16 protein-coding genes and 1 pseudogene are annotated in these 15,225 nt (G+C 56.9%); 7 read left to right on the forward strand and 10 right to left on the reverse strand.

All coding sequences use genetic code 11. The annotated features are described in order from the left end of the window. The 3 genes from HMPREF3138_RS06030 to HMPREF3138_RS25165 form a co-directional block, all read left to right on the forward strand. On the forward strand, nt 1-1,161 hold a 1,161-nt coding region (locus HMPREF3138_RS06030), incomplete at its 5' end, for a hypothetical protein (protein ID WP_038875178.1). Nucleotides 1,162-1,210: 49 nt separating this feature from the next. Beyond that, on the forward strand, nt 1,211-1,606 hold the full coding sequence (locus HMPREF3138_RS06035) for an SRPBCC family protein (protein ID WP_038875181.1): 396 nt from the start codon (nt 1,211-1,213) through the stop codon (nt 1,604-1,606). Between the two features lie 216 nt (nt 1,607-1,822). Next, entirely contained in the window at nt 1,823-2,023 is a 201-nt protein-coding gene (locus HMPREF3138_RS25165) for a hypothetical protein (protein WP_071605288.1), read from the forward strand. 72 nt (nt 2,024-2,095) lie between these two features. Here the strand turns inward: HMPREF3138_RS25165 and HMPREF3138_RS06040 are convergent, their stop codons facing one another. Both HMPREF3138_RS06040 and mrdA read right to left on the reverse strand, forming a co-directional pair. Then, the gene (locus HMPREF3138_RS06040; protein ID WP_038875183.1) at nt 2,096-3,814 is read right to left on the reverse strand and encodes a penicillin-binding transpeptidase domain-containing protein; all 1,719 of its coding nucleotides are present in this window, start codon (nt 3,812-3,814) and stop codon (nt 2,096-2,098) included. Between the two features lie 107 nt (nt 3,815-3,921). Then, a complete protein-coding gene (mrdA, locus tag HMPREF3138_RS06045) occupies nt 3,922-5,847 on the reverse strand; it encodes a penicillin-binding protein 2 (protein WP_038875185.1) in 1,926 nt (641 codons plus the stop codon). A gap of 293 nt (nt 5,848-6,140) precedes the next feature. On the opposite strand from mrdA, the gene HMPREF3138_RS06050 reads away from it, so the two are divergent. Continuing rightward, a complete protein-coding gene (locus HMPREF3138_RS06050) occupies nt 6,141-6,422 on the forward strand; it encodes a YjcB family protein (protein WP_033634498.1) in 282 nt (93 codons plus the stop codon). A 36-nt stretch (nt 6,423-6,458) separates the two neighbouring features. Here HMPREF3138_RS06050 and HMPREF3138_RS06055 read toward each other — a convergent pair whose 3' ends face one another. Further along, entirely contained in the window at nt 6,459-6,908 is a 450-nt protein-coding gene (locus tag HMPREF3138_RS06055; RefSeq protein ID WP_038875187.1) for a MarR family winged helix-turn-helix transcriptional regulator, read from the reverse strand. A gap of 251 nt (nt 6,909-7,159) precedes the next feature. Between HMPREF3138_RS06055 and HMPREF3138_RS06060 the strand changes: the two genes are divergently transcribed. Next, nucleotides 7,160-8,359: a multidrug efflux MFS transporter gene (locus tag HMPREF3138_RS06060; RefSeq protein WP_038875189.1), complete on the forward strand. Its 1,200-nt coding sequence runs from the start codon at nt 7,160-7,162 to the stop codon at nt 8,357-8,359. A 171-nt stretch (nt 8,360-8,530) separates the two neighbouring features. On the opposite strand, the gene HMPREF3138_RS06065 is transcribed toward HMPREF3138_RS06060, so the two are convergent. The 4 genes and pseudogenes from HMPREF3138_RS06065 to HMPREF3138_RS06080 all read right to left on the reverse strand — a co-directional run bounded on the left by HMPREF3138_RS06065 (nt 8,531) and on the right by HMPREF3138_RS06080 (nt 11,115). After that, complete coding sequence (locus tag HMPREF3138_RS06065) at nt 8,531-9,022, reverse strand: nuclear transport factor 2 family protein (RefSeq protein WP_048233907.1); 492 nt, start codon at nt 9,020-9,022, stop codon at nt 8,531-8,533. Nucleotides 9,023-9,031: 9 nt separating this feature from the next. Then, a complete protein-coding gene (locus tag HMPREF3138_RS06070) occupies nt 9,032-9,484 on the reverse strand; it encodes a MoaF-related domain-containing protein (RefSeq protein WP_223294865.1) in 453 nt (150 codons plus the stop codon). 310 nt (nt 9,485-9,794) lie between these two features. Then, nucleotides 9,795-10,229 (reverse strand): VOC family protein, encoded by a 435-nt coding sequence (locus HMPREF3138_RS06075; RefSeq protein WP_038875193.1) that lies wholly within the window; start codon nt 10,227-10,229, stop codon nt 9,795-9,797. A gap of 17 nt (nt 10,230-10,246) precedes the next feature. Then, a pseudogene (locus tag HMPREF3138_RS06080) lies at nt 10,247-11,115 on the reverse strand (helix-turn-helix domain-containing protein). Nucleotides 11,116-11,296: 181 nt separating this feature from the next. Between HMPREF3138_RS06080 and HMPREF3138_RS06085 the strand changes: the two are divergent. Continuing rightward, a complete protein-coding gene (locus HMPREF3138_RS06085) occupies nt 11,297-12,214 on the forward strand; it encodes a DMT family transporter (protein ID WP_038875195.1) in 918 nt (305 codons plus the stop codon). 54 nt (nt 12,215-12,268) lie between these two features. Beyond that, a complete protein-coding gene (locus tag HMPREF3138_RS06090) occupies nt 12,269-13,165 on the forward strand; it encodes a PhzF family phenazine biosynthesis protein (protein ID WP_038875197.1) in 897 nt (298 codons plus the stop codon). 441 nt (nt 13,166-13,606) lie between these two features. On the opposite strand, the gene HMPREF3138_RS06095 is transcribed toward HMPREF3138_RS06090, so the two are convergent. From HMPREF3138_RS06095 to HMPREF3138_RS25170, 3 genes are all read right to left on the reverse strand, one after another. After that, complete coding sequence (locus HMPREF3138_RS06095; protein WP_038875200.1) at nt 13,607-13,969, reverse strand: SMI1/KNR4 family protein; 363 nt, start codon at nt 13,967-13,969, stop codon at nt 13,607-13,609. A gap of 205 nt (nt 13,970-14,174) precedes the next feature. Continuing rightward, a complete protein-coding gene (locus tag HMPREF3138_RS26135; RefSeq protein WP_139145121.1) occupies nt 14,175-14,786 on the reverse strand; it encodes a hypothetical protein in 612 nt (203 codons plus the stop codon). 80 nt (nt 14,787-14,866) lie between these two features. Further along, the coding region (locus HMPREF3138_RS25170) for an AHH domain-containing protein (RefSeq protein WP_190273446.1) at nt 14,867-15,225 on the reverse strand (359 nt) is incomplete at its 5' end.

Below are 15,225 nucleotides of genomic sequence, written 5' to 3' on the forward strand. Positions count from 1 at the left end.
CCGGTAAAGCGCGATGAACCAAAAAAAAGCCGTCCGGCATTTCCGCATATTCATTGGCAAAGCGAGGATAATAAAAAGAATATTGATATCGGCGGCGCACTGCGCGCCAATTATCGCTATGAAGACTGGCACAGCAGCAATTATCGGAATCCTCCGCATTTACGCTTTGACGCCTTTCGCATCGATGCCGCCGGCCAGGTAAACGATGCGTTTTTCGATAGCGGATTCTGGTTTCAGGATCGGCGCAAATACGCCATCGACCGCGCCTATGTCGGCTACCACCTGTCTGAGCGCTCCGCCGTACAGCTCGGCGCGCCGTTCAAACCGTTCGGCCTGATGCCCTACCCGCAGTTCGGCTGGTCGTACGGCATTCCGTTTTACCTCGGCTTTGGCGTCAACACCGGACTGGGCGCCAAATACCAATACCAACATGACGATTGGGCCTTCGACGCCGCCTACTACCCGCGCATGATGCCGACCGGCGTGCGTTACGCCCCCGACGTCGCCAGCTACGACGATCTGAAGAACACCAACTATGCGTCACAGCACCTGCAGCGCAACGAAAAACGCGATCAGGTGAACCTGCGGCTGACGCGCGCTTTCCATCAGGGCGGCTGGAACAATGAGCTCGGCGGTTCGCTGGCGGCCTCGCGGCTCTACAACCAGGCGACCGGCGATAACGGCAGCTTCTGGGCGGCAGGCTTACATACGCTGGTGAATTACGATCCCTGGCATCTGTCCGGCCAGGTGATCCGCTACGGTTACGACGCCAAAGGCCCGGCCGGGGCCAACAATTCGGTGATCCTGATGGGGGGCAACGGCCTGACGCCGGCCTATCTGATCCCGTCGCAGGCCACCACCGCCGCCATCAACCTGGCGCGCGACGTCGACGTGCCCTGGGGGCCGGTGAAAAAGCTGCGGTTCTACAACGATTACAGCGTGCTCTGGAAGGACAGGCACGGCGGCTCCGACTCTAAAATGAACACGCTGGGGGTACAAGTATTCGCCATGCCGGTGATGCTGTGGGTGGATCTGACCTGGGCGCAGAACGCCAACCCGTGGGGCGGCGTAGAAAACGCCACCGGCTGGACCGGCACCCAGTCCCCCGGCAGCAATAAATGGTATTTTCGCACCAACGTGAACATCGGTTACTACTTCTAAGCGCGGCGGGATCTACACTGAAGTATCGCCGCCAACCGGAGAAACCACGATGCTGAGCGCACAAACGCTGCATGTTGCCATCAACCGCTCTTGTGACGAAGTGTATGCCTTTCTCAGCCAGCCGGAAAACTTCCCCTTGTGGGCCAAAGGGTTAGCCAACAGCTTGCGGCGGGAAGATGAAGACTGGGTGGCGGACACCCCACAGGGGCGGATCCGCATTCGCTTCAGCGCGCCGAATGACTTCGGCGTACTGGATCATTGGGTGACGCTGCCGGACGGCGGCGTGGTCTACGTGCCGCTGCGCGCGCTCGCCAACCGGCGCGGCACCGAGGTGATCTTCACCCTGTTCCGCCAGCCGGACATGGACGATGCGATGTTCGCCCGCGACGCCGAGCTGGTGAACGCCGATCTGCAGGCGCTGAAGCATTACCTTGAGTCCAGCTAACCGCTTGTTGGCACATTTATTTCAATGAAAGACAGCAATTGCGTTCGGTAAAGTAAATGTTGTTTTTAGATGTTGATATAAATATTAATCAATGAATCAGGGCCTATCCATAATGAAATCTGCCGTAGACGTTATACCCACAAATTAATACTCTCATTAGCGCTCGTCGTGTAACGGCAAGCATGAAACTCTATTTTCATTAATTAAGGAAGAATGATGAAGTTATCAAATCTGATGCTGCTCACAGCGATTTTAGCCACCACCGTTAGCCTCCCTCTCACCGTTAATGCTACCGAACGCCCGGCAGGCTACTGCTCAAGAATCTACTCACCGGTACCTTATATCACCAAAGAAGGTAAAACTATTCAGGCACCCAATGCTTGCGTAGCGAAATGGTGGGCAACCCAAGGGAAATAACGCGTAAGTCAGACTCGTTGCATTAAATATTGGGTCAGAGATTCTCTGGCCCAATATTTCCCGCTTAAATCATTACCCCTTGACCGACGACACCACGTTAAGCGGCTGGGCATCCGGCAGAATATTCATGTGCTCCAGCACCTGGGCCATGATCTTGCCGAACACCGGCCCGGCCACCGAACCGCCGAAGTGCTTGCCGGCTTTCGGGTTGTTGACCATCACCACCAGCGCCACCTGCGGATCGCTGGCCGGCGCCACGCCGGCGGTGTAGTTGATGTAGCCGCCGTCGTATTTGCCGCTCGGGCCCATTTTCTCGGCGGTACCGGTTTTGATCGCCAGCCGGTAGCCCGGCACCGCGGCGCTCACCCCGCTGCCGCCCGGCAAGGCGTCGCTCTCCATCATATGCACCACGGATCGTACCGTATCCGCCGGCAGAATACGTTGCCCCATCACCGGCGGCGTCACCTTGGTGATCGACAGCGGCCGATAAATGCCGAAGGAACCGATAGCGGCGTACTCGCGCGCCATCTGCAGCGGCGTCACGCGCAGCCCATAGCCGAAGGAGAAGGTAGCGCGTTCGATATCGGCCCAGCGTTCACGATGCTGCGGCAGATAGCCGCTGCTCTCGTTGCCGATGCCAAGCTCGGTCGGCCGCCCCAGGCCAAAGCTGCGATAGACCGCCGGCAGCACCGTGGCCGGCAGCGCCAGCGCAATGTGCGATACCGCGATGTCGCTCGATTTTTGCAGGACGCCGGTGATGGTCAACTTCGACCAGTGGCCGACGTCTTTGATCAGGTGACCGTTCACCCGATACGGCGTGGTGTCCAGCACCGTATCCGGCCGGATCAGCTTATGCTCCAGCCCCACCATCACCACCACCGGTTTCACCGTCGAGCCCGGTTCGAAGCTGTCGCTGCTGCACACGTTGCGTATGTCTTTCGCCGGGGTGCTGCCATAGTTGTTCGGGTTGAACGACGGGTAGCTGGCCATGCCGAGGATCTCGCCGGTGTCGATCTTGACCAGCACCGCACAGCCGGAATCGGCCTGGTTGGCCACCACGCCGTCGCGGATCTGCGCATAGAGCACATACTGGATAAATTTGTCGATGCTGAGCGTCACGTTCGGCGGCGGCACCGGATCCACGCTTTTTAGCACGCCGATCACCGCGCCGCTGCCGTCCTTCTGATAGACCCGCAGGCCGTTTTTGCCCTGCAACAGCGGGTTGAAGCCCAGCTCGATACCCTCCAGCCCTTGATTGTCCTGGCCGACGATGCCGATCAGCCCGGCGGCGTCCTGGCCCATCGGATAAAAGCGGCTGAAATCCTGCTCGGTGCTGACGCCGGTCAGATGCAGTTTGCTGATGTAGGCGGCGTTGTCGTCCTCCACCTTGCGCGCCAGATAGACGAAACGCTTGTGCGCGTTGCTCTGGATCAGATGCTGCACGTCCGCCAGCGGGATCTTCAGCACGTTGGCCATGCTCTGCCAGCGCTCGTTGCCGGTGTCGGTCTGGGTATCGAGAATGTGTTTCGGATCCAGCACGATGTCTTTGGACGACACGCTGACCGCCAGCGCCTCATCGTTGCGATCGGTGATCATGGCGCGGTTGGTCGGCACCACCTGGGTGCGGATCGAGCGCTGGTCGGCCTGATCCGCCAGCTGCTGGTGCTCCAGCAGCTGCAGATAGCCGACCCTGAACGCCAACAGAAAAAAACAGACCAGCATGCCGGCGCAAATCCAGCCGAAACGAACTGTGGAATAGGTTTTACCGCTTTTTTTGGTCGATGGCGCCACTGTGGTGTTAACCCTGCGTTTTTATTCGGTTTATGGTGTTATTTCAGTCTACCTTGCCGGAAATGGTCAGGAGATTGCAGTTTGTAAGAAAGTAAAAACAAACCGCATCACCGTTGCACATCCGCACTGTCGTTTAACTGCGGTTTACTTTGCGCCGGATTGCCGGGCTGCGGCGCGTTGGCCGGGTCAAAAATGTGGTCGAGTATCGCGCGGGCGGTCGGCCCCGCCACCACGCCGTCGCCGCCGCCGTTTTCCAGGATCAGCGCCATCGCGACCCGGGGGGTTTTGTAAGGCGCGAACAGCGTATAGAAGATGTGATCGCGCAGCCGCACCGGGATCATTTTGGCGTTGTAGGTCTGGTTTTGCTTCAGGCTGAACACCTGCGAGGTGCCGGATTTGGCGGCGATCTGATACGGCGCAGTGTGGAACAGCTTGTAACCGGTGCCGTTCGGCAAGTTAGCCATACCGTACATGCCGTTACGCACGATGCCCCAGTAAGGCGAGTGGGGATCGCCGATCTGCGCCGTTTGCATCGGCGGCTGGTAGCGCGTCACCCGATTGCCCTGCTGCAGCGAATACAGCAGATGCGGCGTTTTCACCTGGCCGTTGTTGATCAGCGTGGTCAGCGCTTTTACCATCTGGATCGGCGTCGCCACCCAATACCCCTGGCCGATGCCCACCGAAACCGTATCCCCCTGATACCAAATCTTTTTGTGCACCTTCAGCTTCCAGTCGCGGCTCGGCAGCACGCCGCGATACTCTTCGTTCAGATCGATGCCGGTGGACTGGCCGTAGCCGAACTGGCTCAGCCAGTGGTGGATACGATCGATGCCCATCTCATACGCCACCTGATAAAAGAAGGTGTCGGCGGACTCCTCGATCGCTTTGGTGACGTTGAGCATGCCGTGGCCGGTTTTCAGCCAGTCGCGGTAGCGGCGTTCGGTGCCGGGCAGCGTCCAGGTCGGCGCACCGAAAAAGGTGGTGGTGGGTGTGATCACCCCGGCGAACAGCGCCGAAACGGCCATGTAGGGCTTCACCGTCGACGCCGGCGGGTACAAGCCCTGAGTGACGCGGTTGATCAGCGGCAAATCCGGGTTGGTCAGCAGCGTCTTATAGGCCTGATAGCCGATACCTTTGACGAAAGGATTGGGATCGTAGCTGGGGCTGGAGACCATCGCCAGGATGCCGCCATCGCGCGGATCTTCCACCACCACCGCGGCGCGCTGCCCCTTCAGCACCGATTCGATGTACTGCTGCAGCGGCAAATCCAGCGTCAGGTAGATGTTCTTGCCGGCCTTCGGCGGCTGCTCCTTCAGCAGGCGGATCACCCGCCCGTGGTTATCCACCTCCACCTCCTGATAGCCGGTGGTGCCGTGCAGTTCTGACTCGTAATAGGCCTCGATGCCCTGTTTGCCGATGTTGCGGTCGGCGGCATAGTTCTCGCTCAGCCCGGCCTTGTCCAGGCGTTTGAGATCGCTGTCGTTGATCTTCGACACATAGCCCAGTACGTGCGCCAGCTGGGCGCCGTAAGGATATTCACGCTGTTGATAGGTATCGATCGTCACCCCGTCGAAACGGTATTGATTGACGGCAAAGCGCGCCACCTCGGTGTCGCTCAGCCCGGCTTTGAGCGTCACCGGTTTGTAGCGGCTGTTGTGGTGCATGTCGTCGCGAAACGCGCTGATGTCCTCCGGCGTCAGGTCGACGATCGGCGTCAGCGCCCGCAGCAGCGCCGCCATGTCGCTGATTTTGCTGGGCGTGACCTCGATACGATACAGTGTCACGTTTCGCACCAGCGGAATGCCGTTGCGATCGAAGATCAGCCCGCGGCTGGGGGCGATCGGCAGCATCTTGATGTCATTCTGGTTGGAACGCGTCTGGTAAAAGCCGTGCTGGCGGATTTGCAGCCGGTAGAGATTGACGATCAGCGCGCCAAAACAGACCACCACCAGCGCCAGCGCTACGCCTGCCCGGCGGATAAACAGCCTCTCTTCCGCAGAGTGGTCGCGAATTTTTTCTTTTAACAGGGCCATGCGGTGCCGATACCTTTTGCGTCACATTTCCCCGCAAAATCAGGGAACTGAAAAGCCGGCAAGCATAGCGTTATCGGGCACACCGCCCCATGAAAAGGTTGCTAATGAAATGGCATAACTGTTTCAGCATATTGGAATGTTACCGTCGGCGTTTTTTCACCGCGCTTCCCATTGAGCCGCCGTTCGCCCCAATGCTACAATGTGATCTTAATCACACTATTCCCGATATTCCCCCGCATTTCCCTGTCGGTGCCCTGCCGGATGCGGCTTTTTGTTACATAGGATCGAGTTCGATGAGTACCATTGCCACCGGTTTAGTCATGATGCGCTGGGAGTTGCTGAGCGCCGTGATGATGTTCTTCGCCAGCCAGTTAAACGTCGTTTGCCGTAAGACCAGCCGCAACGGCATGGCGTTCATGTTCAGCAGCCTGGGCCTGTTTACCGCCTGCTGGTTCGTGATGGGCCTGATGGGCATCCACCTTACTCTGGAAGCCTTCACCCAATTCTGGTCTTCGGCCTGGGATCGCTACGTGGACGTGGTCAGCACCATGCCGGTCGATTGGCCGATGCCGTAATCTCGCCGCAGGGGCGGCGCACCGGCCGCCCGCCGATTATTCCGTTTCCGTTGACGGTGCCGCCGCCAGCCGCGCCATCAAGGCCCCCGCCTCAATCAACAGCGCCTGCTCCCGCTCCGTTAAACAGCTCTCCATCGCCGCCAGCAGCCACGCCTCGCGCCTGCTGCGGCTTTGCTGCAGCAGGCCCAGCCCGGCGGGCGTCAGGCGCACCCGCACCCGGCGTTTGTCTTCGGCGTCCGGCGTGCGCACCAGCAAGCCATCGGCCTCCAGCTCACGCAAGGCGGCCGCCAGGTTAGAGGAGCGCATGCGCTCCGATTCCGCCAGCAGCGACGGCGTCGCCTCGCCGCCGTGGCGATCGATAGCCCCCAACAGCATCAGCTGGGCCCAGGATTTTTCGTCGCTGCGCGATTCGCGCCGCAAACGGCGCACCAGCGACATTAACTGCGTGCGCAGCAGCGTCACGTCTTCAGGATGATCTTTTTTCATTGGCATCAATCTAGCGTTCAGTTTATCCCTGCTTTTACACCGCCGGATCGCGCGGTGCCCTTCCTGGCTACCGCGCCGCTCTGGCTTAACCTAGTTACCTATGATAATATAGCTATTAATATATAGCAAAAAAGACACTGCATTGGCAGGGTTACGTTTGCTCACGCATTTGCCCCTCGCCGATTAATTTGCAGTGTTATTATTACCTTGATTAATAAATCCCTCCTTATTCAACGTGGTACGGTAAGCCGATGGAAGCGTGGAAAGTCAATCTGATCTCGGTCTGGCTCGGGTGTTTCTTCACCGGGCTGGCGATGAGCCAAATCCTCCCTTTTCTGCCGCTGTACGTCGAACAGCTCGGCGTCAGCGATCCGCAATCCCTCAGCCTGTGGTCCGGGCTGGTATTCAGCGGCACCTTTTTGGTCTCGGCAGTGGTGTCGCCGCTGTGGGGCAGCCTGGCCGACCGTAAGGGCCGTAAGCTGATGCTGCTGCGCGCCTCGCTGGGCATGGCGATCGTCATCGCGCTGCAGGGCCTGGCCACCAACGTCTGGCAGCTGTTCGCGCTGCGCGCCCTGATGGGGCTGACGTCCGGCTATATTCCCAACGCCATGGCGCTGGTCGCCTCGCAGGCGCCGCGCGATAAAAGCGGCTGGGCGCTGGGCACGCTCTCGACCGGGCAGATCTCCGGCGTGATCGCCGGGCCGCTCTTGGGCGGGCTGATGGCCGATCATCTGGGGCTGCGGGTGGTGTTTTTCGTCACCGCCGGGCTGATGTTCGTCAGCTTCCTGGTGACGCTGTTCCTGATTAAAGAGCGGCGCATCACGGTGAAAAAAGCGGATCAGCTGAGCGGCAAGGCGGTATTCCGGTCGCTGCCCTATCCGACGCTGATCGTCACCCTGTTCGTTTGCACCCTGATGATTCAGCTGGCCAACTCCTCCATCAGCCCGATCCTGACGCTGTTCATTCGCGAACTGTCGGGCAACGTCAGCAATATCGCCTTCGTCAGCGGCATGATCGCCGCCGTGCCCGGCATTGCGGCGTTGATCTCGGCACCGCGCCTCGGGCGCCTCGGCGATCGCATCGGCACCGCTCGCATCCTGATCGCCGCGCTGCTGTTCACCACCGGGCTGTTCGCCGTGATGGCCTGGGTTAATACGCCGCTGCAGCTGGGCATTCTGCGCTTCCTGCTCGGCTTCGCCGACGGCGCGCTGATGCCGGCGGTGCAGGCGCTGCTGCTGAAGTATTCCTCCGATCAGGTGACCGGGCGCATCTTCGGCTATAACCAATCCTTTATGTACTTGGGCAACGTGGTTGGCCCGCTGCTGGGTTCGGGCATTTCGGCGATGATGGGGTTCCGCTGGGTGTTCGCGGTGACGGCGGTGTTGGTGCTTTGCAATGCGCTGCAGCTGCGCCATCAGTTCAAAAAAGTGGAGAGTCAACGCGCGGGATAACGGGAAATGCGGGGAAACGCCTCAAGCAGTGGTGGGACAATGACGCCCATCAACCGTGCCACCACTGCCAAAGGCGGCCGTAGCCTACTCGACGCGGCGGTCATTTAATATTTATGTAAGTAAATAAAGTGTTGCGGGCGTGTTGAGGGCCGCCGCAGCGGCCCTTGCGGATCAGAACATGGTATTGTCGTTGGCCGATTTTTCCGGCACATCCTGATTGACGTCCCAATGCTCGGTGATTTTCCCCTGATCGTTCACCCGATAAATATCCACGCTGGCGGTGCCGCGATCCTGCGGGTTATTTTGGTATTTGACGTGAACATAGACCAGATCGCCGTTGACCGCGCTGCGGTATATTTTGGCGCTGTACTGCGGATTGTCCTTAAAGGTCTGGCTGAAGAAATCCAGGAACGGCTTGATGCCGTCGCCGACGAACGGGTTATGCTGCTTATAGTTTTCCACAATCAGCTTCTGCGCCACGCCGATGTCGTGGCGGTTGAAAAAGCCCGCGTACAGATCTTCCACCACCTTCAGCTTCTGCTGGGCATGATGATAACCGCCTTTGCCGGCCGATTTGTAAGACGCCGCCTGATCCGTTGACAGCGCCGGGTAACTCGCCAGCAAGCCGCCGACGATCGCACAGGTGATCAATGCCTTTTTCATAACTGCTCCTTATTTTCCTGAGTGACCTACGATTTTCAGCTGCCCTTTCAGATGGGTGAAGCTGCCGTCCTTGGCGGCGATGTTGGTGTACACCTCGCCGCGCTCAAAGTCCTCGATATGCGTCACGTTGTCGCCGGACTGAGGTTCGTGCCAATAGACCATGTAGACCTTCGGCCGAATCTCCACCGCGGTGTACTGTACGGTATCGGTGATGCCCTGCGACGCCTCGCCGATGCCGGTGAAGGTCATGGTCTTGTCATCGGTAAAATCCAGCTTGAAGGCGAAATCGCCAAAGGTCACCTGCACCACTTTACCAACCGCAATAAACTGCCCGTGTTTTTCCGTCATCGTTGCCGCCTTACTGTTTGTCAGGGAGGTTTGCGCCGCCGTAGCGGCAGGCAATGCCAGGGGGAAAGTCAGGGCTATCGCCAGCGCGATGCCCGTTCGCTTCACTGTTTTCATCGTTCCTTCTCCTTTCCGTGGTTGAAAACGAGAATCATTATTATTTCTTAACGATTGGCAGAAATATAAGAATAATCTCTATTCCTATCAGGCACCTGGCGGCAAAAAAAGACGGGGGAAAATCGCCGTAAAATGGCATGGTAATAGCGCGTTCTGGCCATTGGTTTTTACGCAATGAACGGAATTTCTGCTTACAGGAAGGGAAACCACTCGGGGATTTGATGGGTCTATAGCGCAGACCGCTTTAAGCTAATGCGTATTTGTTCTTAAGCCGCCCACAGCCGGCAGGCGGCGGCGAACGGCGTGGCGTTTACCGCAGCCAGGGCGTATAGGTGACACCGACCAGCAACCCTTCCGGGCTGAGCAAACGGGTAACGCTCTGCCCCCACGGCTCTTCGCGGTTGGCGACCAACAGCCGATAACCGCGATCGACCAGCCCCTGGGTGGCGGCCGCCATGTCGGCCACGTCGAACTCGATCCACGCCTGCGGCACCGCGAGATCCGCCGGCCAGCGATCGTCGCCAAAGCAGGACTGCGCCGCCTGCGCCAGCGGCCACAGGGCGAAATGCTTCACCCCGTCCAGCGCGCCCTGCTCCGACAGCAGATAGGTTTCGTTGCCCGGCATCGGCTTGAGCGGCAGCCCCAGCGCCTCGACATAAAACGCCTTGCTCTCGTCGCTCTCACGCGTGATGGGCCCGAATCCGGCGACAAACAACACGCCCAGCCCGGCAAATGGTTGATCCATGCTGCACTCCCTTTCGGTTAGCGCCCCAGCCGCACCTGCAGCGGAGCAAATCCATAGGCCGCCTTGAAGCGGTTGCTGAAATGGCTGGCGGAGCTGAAGCCGCACGCCAGCGCGATCTCGGTGATCGGCTGTTGGCTGTGCCGCAGCAGCCGTTCCGCCCGCTGCAGCCGTGCGCGCATCACAAACTGGTGCGGCGCCAGCCCGGTGGCGTGCTTGAACATGCGGGCGAAATGGTATTCGCTCAACCCGGCCTGCGCCGCCAGATCCGCCAACAGCAAAGGCCGTTCAAGGTGGTTTTCGATATATTCCCGCCCCCGCCTGGCCACCGCAGGCGCCAGGCCGCCGCGCGCCTGCGGCAGCTTCCACTGCAGCTGGCTGTAACGCTGGACAGATGCGACATCAGCAGGTTAGACGCGCTGCTGAGCGCCAGCAGGTTGGCGCTGTCCCGCCAGTCGCAGTTGAGCAAAAACTGGCGATACAGCAGCGTGATCTGCGGATCTTCGCCGAAGCTGCACGGCTCTACGTTGATCGCCGCCGGGCTGCGATCCCAGGTCTGCTCCGCCAGCTGCCGCAAATGCCCGTCGGTGCAATACAGGTGCACGAACGACAGATCGCTGCGCACATCCCAGGTGGAGGCGTATTGGCGCGGCATGATGCAGAACCGATCCGGCCCGCCGCCGTTGCGCCAGCCGCCCGGCACCTGCTGATAGCACTCATAGCCGTCGGCGACGTACAGGCTCAGGGTATGGTGGTCGGCGCTTTCCTGCGTGACGCGATCGTTGCAGTTGGACCAGGCGGCCAGCTCCACGCCGGTGCCCAGCAGCACGCTGCCGTGCAGCCGCGCCTTGTGCTCACGCAGTGTTTCAAACGCCTGATAGTTGGACATCGCCGGCCCCGTTGTTCGACATGCCGACAGTGTAAAGAGTGGCGCCGCCGCATACCAGCCGCCGCCCCGCGCTTTTGGCAAAAAAAGCGCAAGAATATGCAACTGGGCGCAAAGCGCTGCAAGCGCCGCCGCGCGCCAAAGCGGATACTGCGCCATCGGTTTTTTCGGAGTAACAAATAGAATGAATGCGCTGTTGTACCTCGCCGTGGTGCTGATTTGGGGCACCACCTGGATTGCGATCACCCTGCAACAGGAAGGGCCGGTGGCCATTCCCGTCTCGATCGCTTACCGCTTCGCCATTTCCGCCGCGGTGATGTTCGCCGTGCTGCTGCTAACGCGCCGCCTGCGCCGCCTCGCTCCGCGCGATCATCTGTTCTGCGTGCTGCAGGGCTGCTGCGTGTTCGGCTTCGACTTCTTCTGCTTCTACCACGCGGCGGCCTACATCAGCAGCGGGCTGGAATCGGTGATCTTCTCGATGGCGGTACTGTTCAACGCCCTCAACAGCCTGCTGTTTTTCCGCCAGCGCCCCAGCCCCAACCTGCTGCCGGCGGCGCTGCTGGGGTTGACCGGCATCGTGGCGCTATTTTGGCAAGATCTGGCCGCCACCCGCATGGCGCCGGAGCTGCTCAAAGGCATCGGCCTGAGCGCGCTCGGCACCTACGGCTTCTCGCTGGGCAACATGATCAGCACGCGCCATCAGCGCCGCGGGCTGGATATCTTTTCCACCAACACCTACGCCATGACCTACGGCGCGCTGTTGATGGCGCTGATCGCCTTGGCGCAGGGCGCCTCGTTCCAGATGGAACACAGCAGCCGCTATATCGGCTCCCTGCTGTACCTGGCGATTTTCGGATCGGTGATCGCCTTCGCCGCTTACTTCAGCCTGCTCGGCCGCATCGGCGCCGGCGCGGCGGCCTACAGCACCCTGCTGTTCCCGCTGGTGGCGCTGACCATCTCAACGATCTACGAAGGCTATCAGTGGCACTTCAACGCCGTGCTGGGCCTGTGCCTGATCCTGCTGGGCAACCTGGTGATGTTCGCCAAGCCGGGGCTGAAATGGCGACGGGCGGGTATCTCAAAACAAAACTCAACCCTTTGAAGCCATTGGCGAATATCGTTATCATCAGGTTTTGTTGATAACGGATGATGGCCAATGCTCAGAAGTGATGATGTGACACCCCGCGCCTACAAACAGGTAGACGTGTTTACCCGTACGCCGCTGCAGGGCAACCCCGTGGCGGTGGTGCTGGAGGCCGAGGGGCTGAGCACCGCGCAGATGCTGGCATTGGCCCGTTGGACCAACCTTTCGGAAACCACCTTTGTGCTTAAACCGACGCACCCGGCGGCGGATTATAAGGTGCGCATTTTCACCACCGAAAAAGAGCTGCCCTTCGCCGGCCACCCAACGCTGGGCACCGCCCACGCCCTGCTGGAAGCCGGATTGGCGCCCAAACGGCCTGGGACGGTGATGCAGGAATGCGGCGTCGGCCTGGTGGCGGTCAATATCCAGCAGGAAGGCATATTGGCGTTCGCCGCGCCCGAAGTTGAGTTTCGCCCAATGGCGGCTGAGGAAACAGAACGGCTGATGGCCGCTTTACGGCCCCCGGTGATTGAAGGAGGCACCCTACCGGTGATTGCCGAGATGGGCATTCGCTGGCTGATGGTGCGCCTGCCGGACGCACAATCCTGCCTGGCGGTAACGCCGGATCAGGCCACGATTAAACGGTTGCAAACGGTGTGTGATGTAGATGGCGTGGTGATCTATGGCGCCTGCTCTGCAACCGAACCGGCCGATTACGAAATGCGCGCGTTTATGGTGGAATGCGGCGTTTTGATTGAAGATCCGGTGACCGGCAGCGCCAACGCCTGTCTGGCGCGCTTGCTGCAGGCCAGCCGCTTCCCTGACGGCGGCCAGACCGCACAGGGCTACCAGGTGCGCCAGGGCACCCAACTGAAGCGAGATGGCCGCGTGAGCGTGCGCTTTATTGACGGCGAGCCCTGGATCGGCGGGCAGTGCTGCACCCTGATTAATGGGACATTGGGTATTTAGTTTGGGGGGGATGTAGGATAAGGAAGGCGTTGGACATTTGGAGGGATGTTTGACCCTATCGGGTCGCGATTCATGAATTGCTAAAAACAAAGCTTTCCTCTGCTAAGTTATGTTCTTTCCTATGTTGCACATCCCAGTCAAAGTAGCCATCAGGCTGTTTGGATTCTACACCTTTCAGCCAATACTGTTCACCATAAGCTATCTTTTTCAAACATGTTAATAATTACCCGCCTAAGCTATAAATTGTATCACTTATTTCCAATAACGCACTGTTCAAATTAGTGTGAATTTGAAAACCATTACTTCCAACGGAAGCCAGAAACCATTAATTTACGGGCTTATCATTTACAACAAAAATAATAATATCATAAAAGTTTAAAACCCACAGACATAGTAAAGGTCGGGGCAGGCATTAATCCACCGACCTTACCATGAAAATAATTACATACGTAAACTGTAAAGATTTTTTCCTTCTTCATCCATATCCAAACTGCCAAGCGCACCTAGGTCTAAGCTATATATCTTATCACTACCATCACTTAAGTTTATAAAATAACCCAAATCACCATCCTGCCCTATCAATAAAAAGTCAGGCGCCGAGTCTTGAATAGCATATGTATCATTACGCTCAACTAGATCTTTATAATTAAAGATATAGAGGGCCTCTCCATTTTTCTTTGTGAATTCATATGCGTCAGAATCACCCACTTCCTCCGATAAAAATTTCTTATATAACACAGGGAATTTACACCCTATATCACTCTCTATTTTACCGAGCACTTTTAAAACATCATCTTTATTCACAAAAACCTCCGCATGAAAAATAAAGTCTAGATATCAGCCGCGTCGGTCACTTCCAGCGGCGCGCTGTTCAGATCGGTGTGATACCAGTAAATATCTGCCGAGCGGCTGCCGTCGTCGCGCTGCTCCTGCAGCAACCGGTAGCCCTGCCACAGGACGCATGTAAATAACTAAAGTCGCCCTGCCAATTAAGAATCACCTTAATATCCTAGCGAGGATATATAACTACCTTTCCCTTATTGTTATTAAAATAAATTTCACTAATTTCACCATCGTCATAAACACATGATAAAATAACATATGGTAAAGGAGAGTAATTACTTACCGTCAATATACTATCGATTCTCCCATCTTTATAAAAGTAATGATAACCAGATACATTACCATCATCATTTGCAAAAAAAGCTTTAGATGGCTGCCCTTGAGAGTTTAAAAAAACTCTACTTATAGACAAATAGTTCCTCTTTACATCCTGTCTTATTTCAAGAACCTCATCACCATCTCTAATGACATAAGATGTATCCGCTACAACTCCTTTTGAGTTATAGCTATCTATTTTATTTATATGGTCATCATTTGAAAAATAGCAATATGCATTACTTTTGTTCTTAGGCTCTTTACTCAATATTTCTCCGGTTTTAAATCCGGTTAACTCATTGTAAAATGGAATAATACTAAAGGCATTAGTTTTAGACCACGATACAACCTTTGACTCCGCATGGCTAATCGAAGATATCTTTTCAGCTAATAGCTCTTCATTCAAAAAAAGAGACCGCACTTCATCTAAATCAGCCCTTATACCATCAGCTACTTCTTTCATTTTATCACCATTATAAAGTAGGGATTCTACCATTTGCAAGAGGAAATACCTTACCTCCCTCAAGCTCACTTTTTATTTGCTTAAGAGAAGAACTCTTTATCCGTCTGACTGTTAATAAGTTTATCATAAACATATTGTTTATATGCATTGCCATGTATCCCATTACCTTTGTGGGCAGTCGTTAAAGTACCTTCTATACGGTCAGCCCTAGTATTAGGAAGCCAAACTCCATTTTTTGAATTATTAATATCAATATCGAGATCATCCATTCGTTTTCTTAATGCAACCATTCGGGCATCAGAAGAGTTAGACATTATAATATGGTGCGCATCATATTTCCCTCCCCCCATAGGTTGTGGCCCCAGATTTCGGGCAAGCTTAGCTGCATCAGTCGAGCAACTCATCAACCCCAGCGGATCCACCCACATCAGCGGGTTCG

Source organism: Serratia sp. HMSC15F11 (assembly GCF_001808215.1).
GTDB lineage: Bacteria > Pseudomonadota > Gammaproteobacteria > Enterobacterales > Enterobacteriaceae > Serratia > Serratia nevei.